The 18,399-nt window shown below is 61.3% G+C and carries 18 protein-coding genes; 7 read left to right on the top strand and 11 right to left on the bottom strand.

Annotated features, from left to right (window positions below; all coding sequences use genetic code 11):
* Positions 1-181: 181 nt before the first annotated feature.
* Positions 182-460 (bottom strand): DUF3509 domain-containing protein, encoded by a 279-nt coding sequence (locus KGA89_RS19885; RefSeq protein ID WP_003204481.1) that lies wholly within the window; start codon positions 458-460, stop codon positions 182-184.
* A 356-nt stretch (positions 461-816) separates the two neighbouring features.
* Here KGA89_RS19885 and KGA89_RS19880 point away from each other — a divergent pair, with 356 nt between their 5' ends.
* The 4 genes from KGA89_RS19880 to KGA89_RS19865 all read left to right on the top strand — a co-directional run bounded on the left by KGA89_RS19880 (position 817) and on the right by KGA89_RS19865 (position 4,242).
* Entirely contained in the window at positions 817-2,655 is a 1,839-nt protein-coding gene (locus tag KGA89_RS19880) for a long-chain-acyl-CoA synthetase (protein WP_223472362.1), read from the top strand.
* 94 nt (positions 2,656-2,749) lie between these two features.
* Positions 2,750-3,268 (top strand): ankyrin repeat domain-containing protein, encoded by a 519-nt coding sequence (locus tag KGA89_RS19875; protein ID WP_003204479.1) that lies wholly within the window; start codon positions 2,750-2,752, stop codon positions 3,266-3,268.
* 180 nt (positions 3,269-3,448) lie between these two features.
* The gene (locus tag KGA89_RS19870; RefSeq protein WP_003204477.1) at positions 3,449-3,979 is read left to right on the top strand and encodes a hypothetical protein; all 531 of its coding nucleotides are present in this window, start codon (positions 3,449-3,451) and stop codon (positions 3,977-3,979) included.
* Positions 3,980-4,050: 71 nt separating this feature from the next.
* Positions 4,051-4,242: a PLDc N-terminal domain-containing protein gene (locus tag KGA89_RS19865; protein WP_003204476.1), complete on the top strand. Its 192-nt coding sequence runs from the start codon at positions 4,051-4,053 to the stop codon at positions 4,240-4,242.
* Between the two features lie 60 nt (positions 4,243-4,302).
* Here the strand turns inward: KGA89_RS19865 and KGA89_RS19860 are convergent, their stop codons facing one another.
* The 9 genes from KGA89_RS19860 to gcl all read right to left on the bottom strand — a co-directional run bounded on the left by KGA89_RS19860 (position 4,303) and on the right by gcl (position 15,325).
* Complete coding sequence (locus KGA89_RS19860) at positions 4,303-5,505, bottom strand: MFS transporter (protein WP_223472361.1); 1,203 nt, start codon at positions 5,503-5,505, stop codon at positions 4,303-4,305.
* 278 nt (positions 5,506-5,783) lie between these two features.
* Positions 5,784-6,782, bottom strand: a complete 999-nt coding sequence (locus tag KGA89_RS19855) for a sulfate ABC transporter substrate-binding protein (RefSeq protein ID WP_223472360.1) — start codon at positions 6,780-6,782, stop codon at positions 5,784-5,786.
* A 96-nt stretch (positions 6,783-6,878) separates the two neighbouring features.
* On the bottom strand, positions 6,879-7,703 hold the full coding sequence (locus KGA89_RS19850; protein WP_223472359.1) for an ion transporter: 825 nt from the start codon (positions 7,701-7,703) through the stop codon (positions 6,879-6,881).
* Positions 7,704-7,723: 20 nt separating this feature from the next.
* Complete coding sequence (locus tag KGA89_RS19845) at positions 7,724-8,626, bottom strand: urea transporter (RefSeq protein ID WP_223472358.1); 903 nt, start codon at positions 8,624-8,626, stop codon at positions 7,724-7,726.
* A 123-nt stretch (positions 8,627-8,749) separates the two neighbouring features.
* Positions 8,750-10,165 (bottom strand): pyruvate kinase, encoded by a 1,416-nt coding sequence (pyk, locus tag KGA89_RS19840; protein ID WP_223472357.1) that lies wholly within the window; start codon positions 10,163-10,165, stop codon positions 8,750-8,752.
* A complete protein-coding gene (locus KGA89_RS19835) occupies positions 10,155-11,435 on the bottom strand; it encodes a glycerate kinase (RefSeq protein ID WP_223472356.1) in 1,281 nt (426 codons plus the stop codon). Before KGA89_RS19835 ends, pyk begins: the two co-directional genes overlap by 11 nt.
* Positions 11,436-11,581: 146 nt before the next feature.
* A complete protein-coding gene (locus KGA89_RS19830) occupies positions 11,582-12,472 on the bottom strand; it encodes a 2-hydroxy-3-oxopropionate reductase (RefSeq protein WP_223472355.1) in 891 nt (296 codons plus the stop codon).
* 158 nt (positions 12,473-12,630) lie between these two features.
* On the bottom strand, positions 12,631-13,413 hold the full coding sequence (gene hyi, locus KGA89_RS19825) for a hydroxypyruvate isomerase (protein WP_027911521.1): 783 nt from the start codon (positions 13,411-13,413) through the stop codon (positions 12,631-12,633).
* Positions 13,414-13,549: 136 nt separating this feature from the next.
* Positions 13,550-15,325, bottom strand: coding sequence for a glyoxylate carboligase (gene gcl, locus KGA89_RS19820; RefSeq protein WP_003204462.1), 1,776 nt, complete (start codon positions 15,323-15,325; stop codon positions 13,550-13,552).
* Between the two features lie 268 nt (positions 15,326-15,593).
* Between gcl and KGA89_RS19815 the strand changes: the two genes are divergently transcribed.
* Positions 15,594-16,034, top strand: coding sequence for a GlcG/HbpS family heme-binding protein (locus KGA89_RS19815; protein ID WP_223472354.1), 441 nt, complete (start codon positions 15,594-15,596; stop codon positions 16,032-16,034).
* Positions 16,035-16,246: 212 nt separating this feature from the next.
* Positions 16,247-16,705 (top strand): REP-associated tyrosine transposase, encoded by a 459-nt coding sequence (locus tag KGA89_RS19810; protein ID WP_223472353.1) that lies wholly within the window; start codon positions 16,247-16,249, stop codon positions 16,703-16,705.
* 102 nt (positions 16,706-16,807) lie between these two features.
* On the opposite strand, the gene KGA89_RS19805 is transcribed toward KGA89_RS19810, so the two are convergent.
* Complete coding sequence (locus tag KGA89_RS19805) at positions 16,808-17,413, bottom strand: TetR/AcrR family transcriptional regulator (RefSeq protein ID WP_003204456.1); 606 nt, start codon at positions 17,411-17,413, stop codon at positions 16,808-16,810.
* 130 nt (positions 17,414-17,543) lie between these two features.
* On the opposite strand from KGA89_RS19805, the gene KGA89_RS19800 reads away from it, so the two are divergent.
* A partial coding sequence (locus KGA89_RS19800) for a DUF808 domain-containing protein (protein ID WP_223472352.1) occupies positions 17,544-18,399 on the top strand: 856 nt, incomplete at its 3' end.

Genomic DNA, 18,399 nt, shown 5'->3' with positions numbered 1-18,399 from the left:
TATATCCGTTGCTGCAGTAACGGCTACTTAGGGTTCCGCCCTTACGGCGGGTCACTTTTGGAAGAGCCGGGAGCCGGACCCCCTCCACAAAAGAAGCCCCAAAAAAACGGCGCTTCCCCTTTCTGAAGGAAGCGCCGTTTTTTCAAGCAAGAGCAAGCAGCTCCGCGTTTTTCCAGCAGGCTCAAGCGCTATGGTAAGTCGGCAAAGCAAACCGATGCTGGCTCTGCAACAAGGTGATCTGTGGCAACTCGCTAGCCTGTTCAGCCAGGTCACGACGAATCGCGCTGATCGCCCAGGACAACTGATCCCCCGCATGCAGTTGAGCATAGGAAATCGTGCGTTTGAACAGCTTGCCGTCGCTATTACGCAAGGTCAGCAGAATGCCGCCATCCGGGCGGGGCTGGGTGGTCACTTCGTAGTTGGAAAACAGGGACGCAAACTTTTCTTGAATCATGTTCATAGTTGACTGCTCCATGGTGTGGCAAACCGTGGAGGGGGAGTTGCACTGTCTGTGCCAGCATTCGGTTTTATATAAAATCCTTTAAAAACAGATAGTTATATTTTTTCTGTATTTTTGATTTCGTGCATCTTGCATGAATAGCCATCGTGCATCCTGCATTTTGCGTGGTCGGGCAATGATTTTTGGAACCAAATCGTTTCCCGGTGCTCGCGCTTCGCCTGTCTCGGGCAGCGGATACAAAACATTGCAAAAACCGCGTGTACAGCGCCGCAATTGCCAGCGTACTTTCGAGCCAAAATCACCTGCTGCCCGATAACAAGAACCGAGACCCACGAGGTCGAACGGGGAAGATCACCATGAGTCGTACACCCAGCGACGCGATTACCTGGGGCATGATGCTGCGCAAGCTGCCAGCCATTGCCAAAGCCGTCCCCCGAATCGTCAAAGGCATGAAGCTGGCCAACGTCCAGGACCCGACCCAGCCTTGCGGCCTGGGCTGGTGTTTCGAACAGGCCACGCAACGCAATCCCCAGGGCCCGGCACTGCTGTGCGGCGAGACGGTGTTGAGTTATGCACAGGTCAACGCGCAGGCCAATCGCATCGCCCATTACCTGCTGGCCCAGGGCATCGGCAAGGGCGATTGCGTGGCTATATTCATCGAGAACCGGCCACAGCTATTGATCAGCGTGTTGGCAATGGCCAAGGTCGGCGCGGTCAGTGCCATGCTCAACACCTCGCAAACCGGCGACGCGCTGGTGCACAGCCTGGCCCTGGTCAGCCCGGTCGCGGTGGTGGTGGGGGATGAACGGGTCGCGGCCTTCAACGACATACGAGAACGAACCACACTGTCGAGCAGCAGGACCTGGTGGCTGGCGGATCAGGACAGTGCCGATATCCCGTCCGATGCCCCATCCGGTTTCATCGACCTGATGGCTGGCAGCGAGGATTACCCGAGCGATAACCCGGCGTGCAGCCGGCAGGTTTTCTGCAACGATCCGTGTTTTTATCTCTACACCTCGGGCACCACCGGGTTGCCCAAGGCCGGGGTGTTTCGCCATGGTCGCTGGATGCGCACGTCCACCAGCTTCGGCCTGATCGCCTTGGACATGCAGCCCGACGATGTCGTGTATTGCACCTTGCCGCTGTACCACGCCACCGGCCTGTGCGTGTGCTGGGGCGCGGCGATATGTGGGGCCTCGGGGTTCGCGATCCGGCGCAAGTTCAGCGCCAGCCAGTTCTGGAGCGACGTACGCCGTTACCGGGCGACCACGCTGGGGTATGTCGGTGAGTTGTGTCGCTACCTGATCGACCAGCCTGTCGCTGCCGATGATCGCCACCACGGTGTGAAGAAAATGATCGGCAACGGCTTGCGCCCCGGGGCCTGGTCGACCTTCAAGGGCCGGTTTGGCATCGACCACATCTGTGAGCTGTATGCCGCCAGCGACGGCAATATCGGTTTCACCAACATCCTGAATTTCGACAACACCATCGGGTTTTCCCTGATGGGCTGGGAGCTGGTGCAGTACGATCATGCCAGCGGCCTGCCGTTGCGCAACCTGCAAGGTCGCATGCAAAAAGTGCCCAGGGGCCAACCGGGTCTGTTGCTGGCGCGGATCGATGAGAAGGCGCCACTGGATGGCTACACCGATCAGGCCTTGACCGAAAAAACCATCTGCCGGGATGTCTTTGCGCCGGGCGATCGTTACTTCAATACCGGAGACCTGTTGCGCAACATTGGTTTCGGGCATGGGCAGTTTGTTGATCGCCTCGGCGACACCTATCGCTGGAAAGGCGAAAACGTCTCCACCACGGAAGTCGAAAATGTGCTGCTGCAACATCCGCAGGTGGCCGAGGCAGTGGCTTATGGCGTGGAGATCAATGGCACCAATGGCCGTGCGGGCATGGCGGCAATCACCCCGTCCGAATCCCTGGCGACCCTGGACTTCAGCGAGTTGTTGCAGTTTTTGCAATGCAAGCTGCCTGCCTATGCCGTGCCGCTGTTCCTGCGCATCAAGGTGAAAATGGACACCACCGGCACCTTCAAGTACCAGAAGACCCGCCTCAAGGCCGAAGCATTCGACCCATGCGTCACCGGGGATGAGCCGGTCTACGCCTGGTTGCCGGGCACCGATACTTACGTGCGGGTGGATCGGCAGCTGGCAGTTCGGATTCAGGGCGGACAATTGCGTTATTGATTCTGGCTATGACGGGCACAGTGAAAAAAGGGATGACAGCGCCCGGGTCCCTCGGGAAACTAGCCGCTTTGCGAAGAGCTGAGTGGAGTTTCCCATGTCCGATACAAGCCGCCAGATGACCCCGGAAGAGGCTGCGGAGTTTGCCGAGCAGGTGTTCAACGTCGCACGCCAGGGTGATGCGGCCATGATGGCTGCGTTGCTGAGCAAGGGCCTGCCGCCCAACCTGCGTAACCACAAGGGCGACACCTTGTTGATGCTGGCCGCTTACCACGGGCATGTGGAAACGGTGAAAGTGTTGCTGGAGCACAAGGCCGATCCGGAAATCCGCAACGACAACGGCCAGAGCCCGATTGCCGGCGCGGCGTTCAAGGGCGACCTGGCAGTGGTTTCGGCGTTGGTCGAGGGCGGCGCGCAAGTGGAAGGCGCCTCCTTCGATGGTCGTACCGCGCTGATGATGGCAGCGATGTTCAACCGCGTGGAAATCGTCGACTACCTGATTGGCAAAGGTGCCGACCCGAAAGCCAAGGATGCCAACGGCGTCTCGGCCCTTGATGCCGCCAAGACCATGGGCGCGGTGGACACCACGGCGCAGTTGGAAAAGTTGTTGGCCTGAAAGACTGTGGGAGCAAAGCTTGCTCGCGATACAGGCACTCGGTTCCAGAGAGACCGCGTTGTTTTCATCGCGGGCAAGCCTTGCTCCCACAACGCCACAGGTCCTTCTCCAATCCTATCCGCAAGCGAATGCGTTATCCTGCCCGCCCTCAAAACACCCTTCGCCACAGGATTCACCGCCATGAAAGCCGCCCTCATCGAACTCATCGGTAAAATCAGCTCCGGCTGCCTCGGCGAGGCGGACATCGCGAAAATCGCTGACGAAGCGGCCCAGGCCTACGCCGATACGGCGGTTTTCCTGGCGGCCAACCCCGATATCAACTACGACGACACGTTCCCGATCCCGTTGGGTGAGTGGGTAGTGGTGGGCAGCCTGCCGGACACCGTGCTGTTCCAGGCCGACACCTACGTGGACCTGTTCGAACAGATCGTCGCCTCGTTCGGCCCCGGCGTGGCGTTCAACCTCAAGCCCAAGCAACTGGCGAAAACCGAAGCCCTGACCGCGCTCAACCGCATACAGATCCAGATGAGCAGCCTGAACAAGGAAAACGGTGGCTACGTGCTGATGAACTTCAGCCAGTTGCTCGACGATGAATTGCAGATGGTGTTGGTGTACGGCAACGATGTGCCGCGGGTGCTGGAGCTGTGTGCCGAGGTCGGCATTGCCGCCGCGCCCTCCCTGGAAGCCCTCAAGGTCGCGGTTCACGTCTGAAGCAATAAAACGGAACCCTTGCCTGGGGCCCGCTATCCTAAGTGTGCACATCACCATTTGGGAGCGACACCATGGGTTCCACCTTCAACGGCCTGGTCGGCCTGATCATCCTGGCGCTCGATATCTGGGCGATCATCAATGTACTCAAGAGTGGCGCGGAAACCGGGATGAAAATCCTCTGGGTGCTGCTGATCCTGCTGTTGCCGGTACTGGGCCTGATCATCTGGGCGATTGCCGGGCCGCGTGGCAACGTGCGGATCTGACACGCTCAACCAAAAAGCCCGGGCGCTGAAGGCGACCGGGCTTTTTTATGCGTGGGGTATTCAGGCCGTAGCCAGGGACGGCTTGCGCGAGGTGCTCAAGAAGCGCAGCAAGGCCAACAGTGGGAAGGCACTGCCGACGATCACCACCCACAACCAACCGCCGTGTTCGTACACCGCACTGGCAATCGATGAGCCGAAGGCGCCACCGACGAAGATACTGGTCATGTACAGCGCATTCAGTCGGCTGCGACTCTTGGCATCGAGGGCATAGATGGTGCGCTGGCCCAGGACCATGTTCATTTGCACACAGAAATCCAGGACCACGCCGGTCACCGCCAGGCCGATCACGCTGTAGAGCGGATGGATGAATGCCGGCAGGAAACTCAGGCTGGCGAACAACATCGCCAGCAACGAGGCGTTGCGGGTATGGCCGGCATCCGCCAGGCGACCGGCGATGGGCGCGGCGATGGCACCAATGGCACCGACCAGGGCGAACAGCGCGATTTCAGTCTGGGACAGGCCATGGTTACGTGACAGCTCCAGCGGCACGGCGGTCCAGAACAGACTGAACGTGGCGAACATGCAAGCCTGGTAGAACGCCCGTTGCCGCAGCAGCGGTTGCTGGCGCAGCAGGGTACCGAGCGAGCCCAGCAGTTGACCGTAGGTAGCGCTATGGTCGGGCTGGCGCTTGGGCACGGTCAGCGCGAGGACGATGCTGATGGCGGCCATCAACACGGCGGCGATGATGAACATGGCCCGCCAGCCGAAGTGATCGGCCACGACGCTGGAGACCGGCCGCGCCAGCAGGATCCCCAGCAGCAGACCGCCCATGATCCCACCCACGACCCGTCCCCGGGTTTCCTCCGGCGCCAGGTGCGCGGCCAGCGGAATCAGGACTTGCACCGACACCGAGCTGAACCCCACCAGCAGAGAAACCAGCAGGAATACATTCGGTTGATCGGTGAACGCTGCCCCTAACAAACTGGCGATCGCCACCACGGTGGTGATGATCATCAGCCGACGGTTTTCCAGCAAGTCCCCCAGCGGCACCAGGAAAAACAGGCCAAGGGCATAACCGATCTGGGTCAGCGAGACGATCAGGCTGGCCATGGTGCTGCTCAGGCCGACGTCGGGTGCGATCAGTTCGATGATCGGTTGGGCATAGTAGATGTTGGCGACGATGGCGCCGCAGCAGAAGGCGAAGAGCAGGACCATGCCGCGGGTCAGGGGGCTGCCGGGCGAGGTGGGTAAATGAGCACTCATGGCAATCTCGTCGATCAATTGAAAGGATGGCGTGAGGCTAAAGACTTGCGGTGGGCTGGAATAGGGCTTTGTGGCTGATATCAGTCATGCCCGCAATTGATGGTGACAATCAGATTCATGTGGGAGCGAGCTTGCTCGCGATAGCGGCTGCACATACTGATCGTTCCCACGCTCCGCGTGGGAATGCCGCCCGGGACGCTCTGCGTCCTTTTGTGACGCAGAGCGTCATTGGATGCATTCCCACGCGGAGCGTGGGAACGATCGATGTGGATAGGAGGTTATTGCCCGCTGTAGATCTGGTCGAAAACCCCACCGTCATTGAAGTGAGTCTTCTGCACCGTGCGCCAGTCGCCGAAGGTTTTTTCCACCGACAGGAAGTCCACTTTCGGGAAGCGGTCGGTGTATTTGGCCAGTACCGCCGGATCCCGTGGGCGCAGGTAGTTGGCGGCGGCGATTTCCTGGCCTTCGGGCGACCACAGGTACTTGAGGTAGGCCTCGGCGGCTTCGCGGGAGCCTTTTTTCTCGACAACCTTGTCGACCACGCTGACCGGCGGCTCGGCCTCGGCGGAAACGCTCGGGTAGATCACTTCGAACTGGTCGCGACCGAATTCGCGGGCGATCATTTCCGCTTCGTTTTCAAAGGTCACCAGCACGTCGCCGATCTGGTTGGTCATGAAGGTGGTCGTCGCGGCGCGACCGCCGGTGTCCAGTACCGGCGCTTGCTTGAACAGCTTGCCGACGAAGTCCTTGGCCTTGGTTTCGTCACCGCCATTCTTCAGCACATAACCCCAAGCCGAGAGGTAGGTGTAGCGACCGTTGCCGGAGGTTTTCGGGTTGGGCACGATCACCTGCACACCGTCCTTGAGCAGGTCGGGCCAGTCTTTCAAGGCTTTCGGGTTGCCTTTGCGTACGATGAACACCGTGGCCGAGGTGAACGGCGCGCTGTTGTCCGGCAGGCGGGTGACCCAGTTCTCGGGCACCAGTTTGCCATTGTCCGCCAAGGCGTTGATGTCGGTGGCCATGTTCATGGTGATGACATCCGCCGGCAGGCCGTCGATCACCGAGCGCGCCTGCTTGCTGGAGCCGCCGAACGACATCTGCACGGTGATGTTTTCGTTGTGCTCGGCTTGCCAGTGCTTCTGGAAGGCGATGTTGTAGTCCTTGTAGAAATCGCGCATCACGTCGTAGGAAACGTTGAGCAGGGTCGGGGCGGCGTGGGCGAGGCTGCCGAAGGTCAGGCCTACGGCGAGAAGTGAGGCGCCAAAGAAGTTCTTCACAGCGAATTCCTTTTTATTCGAACGGGGGGTTCCGGGCAATTAGCCAGCACACTAGCTGTAAGCCTATAGACCTTCAAGCATCAAAAAGTGCTTTGCTTATTCCAATTTCTTAAACAGCGCATTGCCACAACGGGAGCAGAAAGCAGCACCGTGTTCGTGGTTATTTTTGCTGCACACCGGGCAATCGTGCTGGAGCTGGTCGCCGCGCATGGCGGTGGCCAGTTCAGCGGTGAAAATGCCCGTCGGCACGGCGATGATCGAATAACCGGTGATCATCACCAGGGATGACACCACTTGGCCCAGTGGCGTCTTGGGCACGATGTCGCCGAAGCCCACGGTGGTCAGTGTCACGATAGCCCAATAGATGCCCTTGGGAATGCTGGTAAAGCCATGCTCGGGACCTTCGATGACGTACATCAGCGTGCCGAAGACGGTCACCAGGGTCGAGACGCTGAGCAGGAACACGATGATTTTCTGCTTGCTTCCCCGCAGCGCCGCCATCAGGTAGTTGGCTTGCTTGAGGTAGGGACTGAGCTTGAGCACCCGGAAAATCCGCAGCATCCGGATGATCCGAATGATCAACAGGTATTGGGCATCGCTGTAGTACAGCGCCAGGATCCCCGGCACGATCGCCAGCAGGTCCACCAGGCCATAGAAACTGAAGGCATAGCGCAGCGGCTTGGGCGAGCAGTACAGGCGCAGGCCGTACTCGACGATGAAGACGAAGGTGAAGCTCCACTCGATACCGGCCAGCAAGGCCGCGTAATTTTTGTGCACGCTGTCGATGCTGTCGAGCATCACGATCACCAGGCTGGCGAGGATGATCAACAGCAAGGTGCTATCGAAGCGCCGGCCGGCCACGGTGTCGGCCTGGAAAATGATCACGTAGAGGCGTTCACGCCAATTGTTGCTGCTTTGCATAATCTTCGCCTGAACCGGAATCAGCGAAGCCTAGGGCGATTGCCCTGCAGAGCGCAAGGCGCGCTGTCGAGGCTGGCCTGGCACCACGCCCGGCCGGTGGCCTGGATCAACCAGCAGGTGAGGATGAACGGTGCCGTCAGGGGAGGCAGGCCGAGGGCGATAAAACCTGGGGTAAGCATGACCGCCAGGAGAATGCCCGTCAGCGGCAGCCAGGGTTGGCGGCGCTGTTGGCTGAGGGCCAGCGCCACCAACACCGGGTTGTAGCCGCCCAGTCCGCAAAGAGCGGTTGCGTTTTCATGTTGCGACAAGGCGAAGGCCAGGCCGGCGGCGGAACCGAACAATGCCCAAGCGGCAGCGCGACGGTCGGCCAGCAGCAGGCCCGCCGCGATCAGCGCACCCGCCGCCGGATGGCCGAGAAACATGACCTGGCCCAGCCCGCTCAAATGCGCGGCCAGCAGATTGGGTATCGTCATTTCAATCGAGGTGGTTGGGGGTGGCGGCAGGGTGAAACTCATCAGCAGCCAAGCCAACCCTACAAAAGGCGCGGTGTAGGCGGGCAGGCATCGAGGGCCACGGGTGCGCTTGAGCCATTGCTGGGTCAGTATCGCGCTGAGACCGCCTGCTGCGATGATCAACGGCGGCAACAGGACGGACCAGGACAACGCGAGGCTCAGCAGCAAGCCCAGCAGAATGCCGTTGTAGCTGAACAGCCCGGCTTGCCGGTCGGCCTTGGCGTAACCGCGTCGCTGGGCCGTGAGCAACCCGGCCACCCCACCCAGCAACGCGCCGCCGAACAGGGCGGGCGCGGTGAGCAGAATCGCCAGCAGGCACAGCAGGCCGCACAACGGATGGCGCTGGAGGAAGATCTGGCTGAAGCCGTTGAGCAGGGCGGTGGCCCAGTCGGGGCAGTGGGTGTTGGGCATGGTTGATATGTCTGATGGACCGAGTTGCCCTCATCGCGAGCAGGCTCGCTCCCACAAGGGTTTTGTGGTCGCCGCAAATCCAGTGTGGGAGCGAGCCTGCTCGCGAAGGGGCCAGTACAGGCGCTAGATCAACGTCTCAATGCGCAACGAATTGGTCGACCCCGGCTGCCCGAACGGCACGCCCGCAGTAATCAGCAAGGTATCGCCGCGCTGGGCCATGCCTTGGGCCTGGGCGATTTCCAAAGCGGTGGAACAGACTTCATCCACTTGCTTCAACCGATCGTTGACCACCGAGTGCACGCCCCAGGCCACCGTCAGGCGGCGGGCGGCCTGCAGGTTCGGCGTGAGGTTGAGGATCGGCACCGTCGGCCGTTCCCGCGCCGCCCGCAGGCTGGAACTGCCCGATTCGCTGTAGTTCACCAGCACCGCCACCGGCAGCACATTGCTGATACGGCGGATCGCGCAACTGATCGCATCCGACACTGTGGCCTCGGCTTTCGGCCGGCTGACGTCCAATTGCGCCTGGTAGTCGGGGCCGTTCTCCACCTGGCGGATGATCTTGCTCATCATCTGCACGGCTTCGAGGGGGTAATCCCCTGAAGCGGTTTCCGCCGACAGCATCACCGCGTCGGCCCCTTCGGCCACGGCGTTGGCCACGTCGGTGACTTCGGCGCGGGTGGGTGCCGGGGAGAAACGCATCGATTCGAGCATCTGGGTCGCCACCACCACCGGTTTGCCGAGGGCGCGGCAGGTGCCGATGATGTTCTTCTGGATCTGCGGCACGCTCTCGGCCGGGACTTCGACACCCAGGTCACCGCGAGCAACCATGATCGCGTCGCTCAATTCGGCGATTTCCCGTAGTTGGGCCACCGCCGATGGCTTCTCGATCTTCGCCATCAGGAACGCCTTGTCGCCGATCAGCGCCCGGGCCTCGCGGATGTCCTCGGGGCGTTGGACGAACGACAATGCCACCCAGTCCACGCCCAGCTCCAGGCCGAAACTCAAGTCGCGCCGGTCCTTGGCGGTCAACGGGCTCAGGTCGAGCACGGCCTGGGGGACGTTCACGCCTTTGCGGTCCGACAGCTCACCGCCGTTGAGCACCTCGGTGTCGATGGCTTCGCTGTGCCTGGCGGTCACGCGCAGGCGCAATTTGCCGTCGTCCAGCAGCAGGTCCATGCCGGGCTCCAGGGCCGCGATGATCTCCGGGTGGGGCAGGTTGACCCGGCGTTGATCGCCGGGCGTCGGGTCCAGATCCAGACGCAGGGCCTGGCCGCGTTGCAGCAGGACCTTGCCGTCGGCGAACCGGCCGACCCGCAGCTTCGGACCTTGCAGGTCCATCAGGATGCCCAGCGGGTAATTGAGTTGCTGCTCGACCTCACGAATCCACTGGTAGCGTTGGGCGTGATCGGCATGCTCGCCGTGGCTGAAGTTCAGGCGGAAGATGTTCACGCCGGCCTGTACCAGCGCGCGGATGCCATCGATGCCGCGGGTGGCGGGGCCGAGAGTCGCGAGGATCTTGACCTTTTTATCAGGCGTCATGTTTGGGGTTCTCGAGGATCAGGATGGCGCGAAAGTCGTTGACGTTGGTGCGGGTCGGTTCGGTGACGATCAGCGCATCCAGGGCGGCGAAGTAGCCGTAGCCATTGTTGTTGTCCAACTCGTCGCTGGCGCACAGGCCCAGCTCGGCGGCGCGGCGATAACTGTCCGGGGTCATGAGGGCACCGGCGTTGTCTTCGGAACCGTCGATGCCGTCGGTGTCGCCGGCCAGCGCGTAGATGCCGGGATGACCCTTGAGGCTGTCAGTCAGGCTCAGCAGGAATTCGGCATTGCGCCCGCCACGACCGTCGCCGCGCACGGTGACGGTGGTTTCGCCGCCGGAGAGGATCACGCACGGCGCCGCCAGTGGCTGGCCGTGCAGGGCGATTTGCCGGGCGATGCCGGCGTGGACTTTCGCCACCTCCCGGGATTCACCTTCCAGGTCACCGAGGATCAACGGGCTGAAACCGGCCTGGCGCGCCTTCACTGCCGCGGCCTCCAATGACTGCTGGGGGCGGGCGATCAATTGGAAGTGGTTGCGGGCCAGGCTCGGGTCGCCGGGCTTGACGGTTTCCGATGCTGGACTTTGCAACCAGTTGCGCACCGAGGCCGGCACCTCGATCCGGTAGCGCTGCAGAATCGCCAGGGCTTCGGCCGACGTGCTGGGGTCGGCCACGGTAGGGCCGGAGGCAATGACCGTGGCAAGATCCCCGGGCACATCGGAAATCGCGTAGGTGTACACCGTCGCCGGCCAGCAGGCCTTGCCCAGGCGCCCGCCCTTGATCGCCGAGAGGTGCTTGCGCACGCAATTCATTTCGCCGATGGTCGCGCCGGACTTGAGCAAGGCTTTGTTGATCGATTGCTTGTCGGCCAGGGTGATGCCTTCGGCGGGCAAGGCCAACAGGGCAGAACCGCCGCCGGACAGCAGGAAGATCACCCGGTCGTCTTCGCTGAGGTTGCTGACCATTTCCAGCACCCGCCGGGCCACGGCCAAGCCGGCGGCGTCAGGCACCGGGTGGGCGGCTTCCACTATTTCGATTTTCTGGCAGGGCGCGCCATGGCCGTAGCGGGTCACCACCAGGCCAGACACTTCGCCCTGCCAGCAGCGCTCGACCACTTGCGCCATGGCCGCCGCGGCCTTGCCGGCCCCGATGACGATCACCCGACCGCTGCGGTCGCTGGGCAGGTAGCGTTCAAGGACGTGTTGCGGATGGGCCGCATCGATGGCTGTGGCAAACAGCTTGCGCAGCAGTTGTTGCGGATCGACCGACATGGCGGGCTCCCGGTTTTTATTATGAGTGTTGATGCGCCCCCTGTGGGAGCGAGCTTGCTCGCGATAGCGGTGGGTCAGTGCCGGTGATGTTGGCGGTACTGCCATCATCGCGAGCAAGCTCGCTCCCACAGGGGGGAGTGCAGGGCTTATTTGTCGCGGATGGAGAAATTGGCCATATGCTCCAACCCCTTGATCAACGCGGAGTGATCCCAGTTGCTGCCACCAATGGCCGCGCAGGTGCTGAACACTTGTTGTGCGTTGGCGGTGTTGGGCAGGTTGATGTTCAGTTCCCTGGCGCCTTGCAGGGCCAGGTTCAGGTCCTTCTGGTGCAGGCTGATGCGGAAGCCTGGATCGAAGGTGCCCTTGATCATGCGTTCGCCGTGCACTTCGAGGATCTTCGACGAAGCGAAACCGCCCATCAGCGCTTCACGGACCTTGGCCGGGTCGGCACCGTTTTTCGAAGCGAACAACAAAGCCTCGGCCACGGCCTGGATGTTCAGGGCGACGATGATCTGGTTCGCGACTTTGGCGGTCTGGCCATCGCCGTTGCTGCCCACCAGGGTGATGTTCTTGCCCATGGCCTGGAACAGCGGCAAGACCCGCTCGAAGGCGGCGCTGTCGCCACCGACCATGATGCTCAGGGTCGCGGCCTTGGCGCCGACTTCACCGCCGGACACCGGGGCATCAAGGTACTGCGCGCCTTTTTCATTGATCTTCGCCGCGAAGGCCTTGGTGGCGGTGGGGGAGATCGAGCTCATGTCGATCACCACCTTGCCCGCGCCCACGCCCGCCGCCACGCCATCGGCGCGAAACAGCACATCCTCGACCTGCGGAGTGTCCGGGACCATGACGATGATGAACTCGGCTTCCTGGGCCACTTCCTTCGGATTGGCCAATGCCACTGCGCCACCGGCCAGCAGATCGGCCGGGGCCGGGTCGTGGTGCTGGGACAGGAGCAGGCTGTGACCGGCCTTTTGCAGGTTCAGTGCCATGGGGTGGCCCATGATGCCGGTGCCGATGAATCCGATTTTAGCCATGAGAAAATCCTCTTGTTGTTATCGCTGCTTCAGGCAAATGGGGGAATGCTTTCCTGTGGGAGCGAGCTTGCTCGCGATAGCGGTGGGTCAGTGCCGGTGATGTTGGCTGTACCGACGTCATCGCGAGCAAGCTCGCTCCCACAAGGGGAGGAGTTGGGTCAGATCGCGTTATGGGTTTTCAGCCAGCCCAGGCCCGCTTCGGTGGTGGTCAGCGGCTTGTATTCGCAGCCGACCCAACCCGTGTAGCCGATGCGGTCCAGGTGTTCGAACAGGAAGCGATAGTTGATCTCGCCCGTGCCCGGCTCGTTGCGGCCCGGGTTGTCCGCCAGTTGTACGTGGTTGATCTCGCCCAGGTGCGCTGACAGGGTCCGGGCCAGGTCACCTTCCATGATCTGCATGTGGTAGATGTCGTATTGCAGGAACAGGTTGGCGCTGCCCACCTGCTCGTGGATCGACAGGGCCTGGGCGGTGTTGTTCAGGTAGAAGCCGGGAATGTCGCGGGTGTTGATGGCTTCCATTACCAGCTTGATGCCTTTGGCCTGGAGCTTCTCGGCGGCGTATTTCAGGTTGGCGACGAAGGTTTTCTCCACCAGGGTTTCACTGCAGTTCTGCGGGCGAATCCCCGAGAGGCAGTTGACCTGGGTGTTGCCCAGCACCTGGGCGTAGGCGATGGCCAGGTCGACACCAGCGCGGAATTCCTCGACCCGGTCCGGCAGGCAGGCAATGCCGCGCTCGCCCTTGGCCCAGTCACCGGCCGGCAGGTTGAACAGCACCTGGGTCAGGCCATTGGCGTCGAGCAAGGCCTTGAGTTCGGCGGAGCTGTAGTCATAGGGGAACAGGTATTCGACGCCACTGAACCCAGCCTTGGCGGCGGCTTCGAAACGGGCGAGGAAATCCTGCTCGGTGAACAGCATGGACAGGTTGGCGGCGAAACGCGGCATGGTGGTCTCCTGTAGATAGTTGGCAGGCCCCCTGTGGGAGCGAGCTTGCTCGCGATAGCGGTGTGTCTGCTTGCATCCATGTTGAATGTAGCGCCGTCATCGCGAGCAAGCTCGCTCCCACAGGGACGCCGTTCGGTCAGTCGAGTAGCGAAATGGCAGTCGGTGCATCGTTGCCCACAAGCGCCAGATCTTCAAACTCATTGACGGCGTTGATCTCGGTGCCCATGGAAATGTTGGTCACCCGTTCCAGGATGATCTCGACGATCACCGGCACCTTGAACTCCTCGATCATCGCCTGGGCCTGGCGCAGGGCCGGCTGGATACCGGACGGCTCGAACACTCGCAACGCCTTGCACCCCAGGCCTTCGGCCACGGCAATGTGGTCCACGCCATAGCCGTTGAGCTCCGGTGCGTTGAGGTTGTCGAAGGACAGCTGCACGCAGTAGTCCATGTCGAACCCGCGCTGGGCCTGGCGAATCAAACCCAGGTAGGAGTTGTTCACCACGACGTGGATGTAGGGCAGCTTGAACTGCGCACCCACCGCCAGCTCTTCGATCATGAACTGGAAGTCATAGTCGCCCGACAGCGCCACGACCTTGCGGCTCGGGTCGGCCTTGACCACCCCCAGCGCGGCCGGAATGGTCCAGCCCAACGGCCCTGCCTGGCCGCAGTTGATCCAGTGGCGTGGCTTGTAGACGTGGAGGAACTGCGCCCCGGCGATCTGCGACAGGCCAATGGTGCTGACGTAGCAGGTGTCCTTGCCGAACACCTGGTTCATTTCTTCGTACACGCGCTGTGGCTTGACCGGCACGTTGTCGAAGTGCGTCTTGCGTTGCAGGCTGGCCTTGCGCTGCTGGCAGTCTTGCAACCAGGCGTCGCGGTTTTTCAGCTTGCCGGCGGCTTGCCATTCACGAGCCACTTCGATGAACACCGTCAGGGCCGAGGCGGCGTCGGAAACGATGCCCAGGTCGGGAGTGAACACGCGGCCGATCTGGGTCGGCTCGATGTCCACGTGAATGAACGTGCGGCCTTCGGTATAGACATCCACCGAACCGGTATGGCGGTTGGCCCAGCGGTTGCCGACGCCCAGCACCACGTCCGACTTGAGCAAGGTTGCGTTGCCATAGCGATGGGAGGTTTGCAGGCCGACCATGCCGACCATCAGCGGATGATCGTCGGGGATGGTACCCCAGCCCATCAAGGTCGGGATGACGGGAATGCCGGTCAGCTCGGCGAACTCCACCAGCAGTTCGCTGGCGTCGGCGTTGATGATGCCGCCGCCAGCCACCAGCAATGGACGTTCAGCCTGATTGAGCATCGCCAGGGCTTTCTCGATCTGCACACGGTTGGCCGCGGGTTTGGCCAGGGGCAGTGGCTGGTAGGCGTCGATGTCGAATTCGATCTCGGCCATCTGCACGTCGAACGGCAGGTCGATCAGCACCGGGCCCGGACGGCCGGAGCGCATCTCAAAGAACGCCTTCTGGAAGGCATATGGCACCTGGCCCGGCTCCAGCACGGTGGTTGCCCACTTGGTCACGGGTTTGACGATGCTGGTGATATCCACAGCCTGGAAGTCTTCCTTGTGCATACGGGCGCGGGGCGCTTGCCCGGTGATGCACAGGATCGGGATCGAATCGGCCGAGGCGCTGTAGAGCCCGGTCACCATGTCGGTGCCGGCCGGGCCCGAGGTGCCGATGCACACACCGATATTGCCGGCCTTGGTCCGGGTGTAGCCCTCGGCCATGTGCGAGGCGCCTTCAACGTGGCGAGCAAGGACGTGATCGATGCCACCCACCTTCTGCAGGGCGGAGTATAGCGGGTTGATCGCGGCACCCGGAATACCGAAGGCGGTGTCCACGCCTTCACGGCGCATTACCAGGACCGCGGCTTCGATTGCTCTCATTTTGCTCATTGTTTTGTGCCTCTTACGTTCTGTAATTGTATACAAGTGGCTTTGCGCAGAGTGTATTCACGGCAAACGGCGCAGGTCAATCCATTTCCTCAAGCATCTGTTTTATTCGTCGGAAGTCCAGGTTTTGCTGCGGTCTTTCATCGATCTAGGTGCTTTGTGAAAATTATTGTATACAAAAATGTGCGTTGTTGTGTTCTATTTGTTGTGTTCGGTTTTGCTGAAAGTGAAGCCCGCAAGGTTCTCCCATAACAAAAGAAGGACAGCACCCATGAGCGTTCTAACCTTGAAAATCGCCGTCAACCTGGCCGGGCAAGCCCTTGCCGCCGGTCGTGAAATCAGCGCTGCGCCTCTGACCGTCGCGGTCCTGGACAGCGGCGGACACCTGGTTGCCTTGCAGCGCGAAGACGGCGCCAGCCTGCTTCGCCCGCAGATCGCCATCGGCAAGGCCTGGGGTGCCATCGCCCTGGGCAAAGGCTCACGCCTGCTCGCCCAGGACGCCCAGCAACGCCCGGCGTTTTTCGCGGCATTGAACGGGCTGGGACAGGGCAACGTCGTACCGGCCCCGGGTGGGGTATTGATCAGGGATCAGGATGGGAAGGTGCTGGGGGCGATTGGTGTCAGTGGTGATGTTTCGGATGTGGATGAGCAGGTGGCGGTCAGGGCTGTGGAGGCGCTGCGGTTGAGGACGGATGTGGGGATTACTGTTTGATTTTGCGGTGAATTGACGGGCCTCATCGCGAGCAAGCTCGCTCCCACAGGGCTTGATGTTCGACACATGATGTCTGAACACCGCAAGCCTAGTGTGGGAGCGAGCTTGCTCGCGATGACGATCTACCAGACACATCCAGCCAAGAGTCTGTCCGGCATTCAAAAATCTACAGGCCTAGCCTTTGATGACCTGATCATTGGAGAGGCGAAGGAATGCCTGATCTACCTGCTTCACGTCGTTTGCGCACCGGCCGTTACGGTGAGTTGAATCGAATCTATCTATTGACCACTAACACGGCTGAGCGAAAGCCGATTTTCCAGGATTTCGCTTTAGGTCGATTGGTCGTTGAGCAATTTAGGTGTGCCCAGGTTGAGAGAAGGGCGAAGTCATTGGCTTGGGTGATCATGCCTGTCCATTTCCATTGGTTGATTGAATTGCAGCAAGGCTCGCTGAATGAGCTGATGCAAAAAACCAAGTCCTTGAGTGCTCGGGCGGTAAACATGTCCACAGGGCACAGAGGCAGCCTTTGGCAACCGGGATACCACGATCGAGCTCTGCGGCGGGAAGAGGATTTGGTAAAGCTGGCTCGCTATGTTGTGGCAAATCCACTGCGGGCAGGCCTGGTAGAGCGACTTGGCGACTATCCGCTGTGGGATGCCATTTGGCTTTGACTTGAAATCGAGTTGTCTTCAATCGCGAGCAAGCTCGCTCCCACAAGGGCGCCGCAAAACCCTGTGGGAGCGAGCTTGCTCGCGATGAGGGCTACTCAGTCTTCAGTCTGGCTCACACCCCTTCAACACCAACCGAATAATCGTCTGCGCCGCCGCTTCGTAATCCGCCTCATCAAGCTTGGCCTTGCCGGTCACGGCGCTGATCTGCCAGTCGAAATCGGCATAGGTCTGGGTGGCGGCCCAGATGCTGAACATCAGGTGGTTGGGGTCGATGGGGGCGATCTGGCCGCGGTCGATCCAGGTCTGGATGCAGGCGATGTTGTGCCGGGCCTGGGCGTTGAGTTGGTCCACCAGGTCGGGGCTCAGGTGGGGGGCGCCGTGCATGATTTCGCTGGCGAAGACTTTCGAGGCGAAGGGCAGGTCGCGGGAAATGCGGATCTTGGAGCGGATGTAGTGGCTCAGTACCTCGCCGGGCACACCGTCGGCATTGAACGGTGTCGAAGCCTGGAGAATCGGCTCGATGATGCTTTCCAGGACCTCGCGGTAGAGGTTTTCCTTGGATTTGAAGTAGTAGTAGACGTTGGGTTTGGGCAGGCCTGCCTTGGCCGCGATGTCGCTGGTCTTGGTCGCGGCGAAGCCCTTGTCGGCAAACTCTTCGCTGGCGGCACGCAGGATCAATTCTTTGTTGCGCTCGCGGATAGTGCTCATAAACCCAGGGGTTCCTTGCCTGTTCTGGCGGTGGCGCATGGTAGCACCGGCCTCGCGCGGCGCTCAAGAATGCCCAAGGCGCCGCGGCTCGCGGTATGCTGCGCGGCATTATTATTCAAGGAGCCCCTCCATGGCTGGAAGCAGTTTGCTGGTACTGATCGACGATATCGCCACCGTGCTCGACGATGTTGCGCTGATGACCAAGATGGCCGCCAAGAAGACCGCTGGCGTGCTCGGCGATGACTTGGCGCTCAACGCCCAGCAAGTCTCTGGTGTACGGGCCGAGCGGGAACTGCCGGTGGTGTGGGCGGTGGCCAAGGGTTCGTTCATCAACAAGTTGATCCTGGTGCCATCGGCGCTGGCGATCAGCGCCTTCGTTCCTTGGCTGGTGACGCCGTTGTTGATGGTGGGCGGCGCTTATCTGTGTTTCGAAGGGTTCGAAAAACTGGCCCACAAGTTCCTTCATAGCAAGGCCGAAGACCAGGCCGAACATGCGCAACTGGTCGAGGCCGTGGCGGATCCGGCGGTCGATCTGGTGGCGTTTGAAAAGGACAAGATCAAGGGCGCGGTACGCACCGACTTCATCCTGTCAGCGGAAATCATCGCCATCACCCTAGGCACCGTTGCTGATGCGGCACTGACCCAGCAGGTGATCGTCCTGTCGGGCATCGCCATCGTCATGACCATTGGGGTCTATGGCCTGGTGGCCGGGATCGTCAAGCTCGATGACCTGGGACTCTGGTTGACCCAGAAGCCAGGGCAGGCCGCCAAAAGCATCGGCGGCGCCATCCTGAGTGCGGCACCCTACATGATGAAAAGCCTGTCGGTGATCGGCACGGCGGCGATGTTCCTGGTGGGTGGTGGCATCCTGACCCATGGCGTGCCGGTGGTGCATCACTGGATCGAAAGCGTGACGGCCAGCGCCGGTGGTGCCGGGTTTATCGTGCCGACGTTGCTCAATGCGGTTGCGGGGATTGTCGCGGGGG

The sequence above is a fragment of the Pseudomonas sp. A-RE-22 genome, from assembly GCF_019956035.1.
In the GTDB taxonomy this organism is placed as follows: Bacteria; Pseudomonadota; Gammaproteobacteria; order Pseudomonadales; family Pseudomonadaceae; genus Aquipseudomonas; species Aquipseudomonas brassicacearum.
The sequence above is the reverse complement of the archived record's forward strand: the minus strand, read 5'-3'. Positions and strand labels throughout refer to the sequence as shown.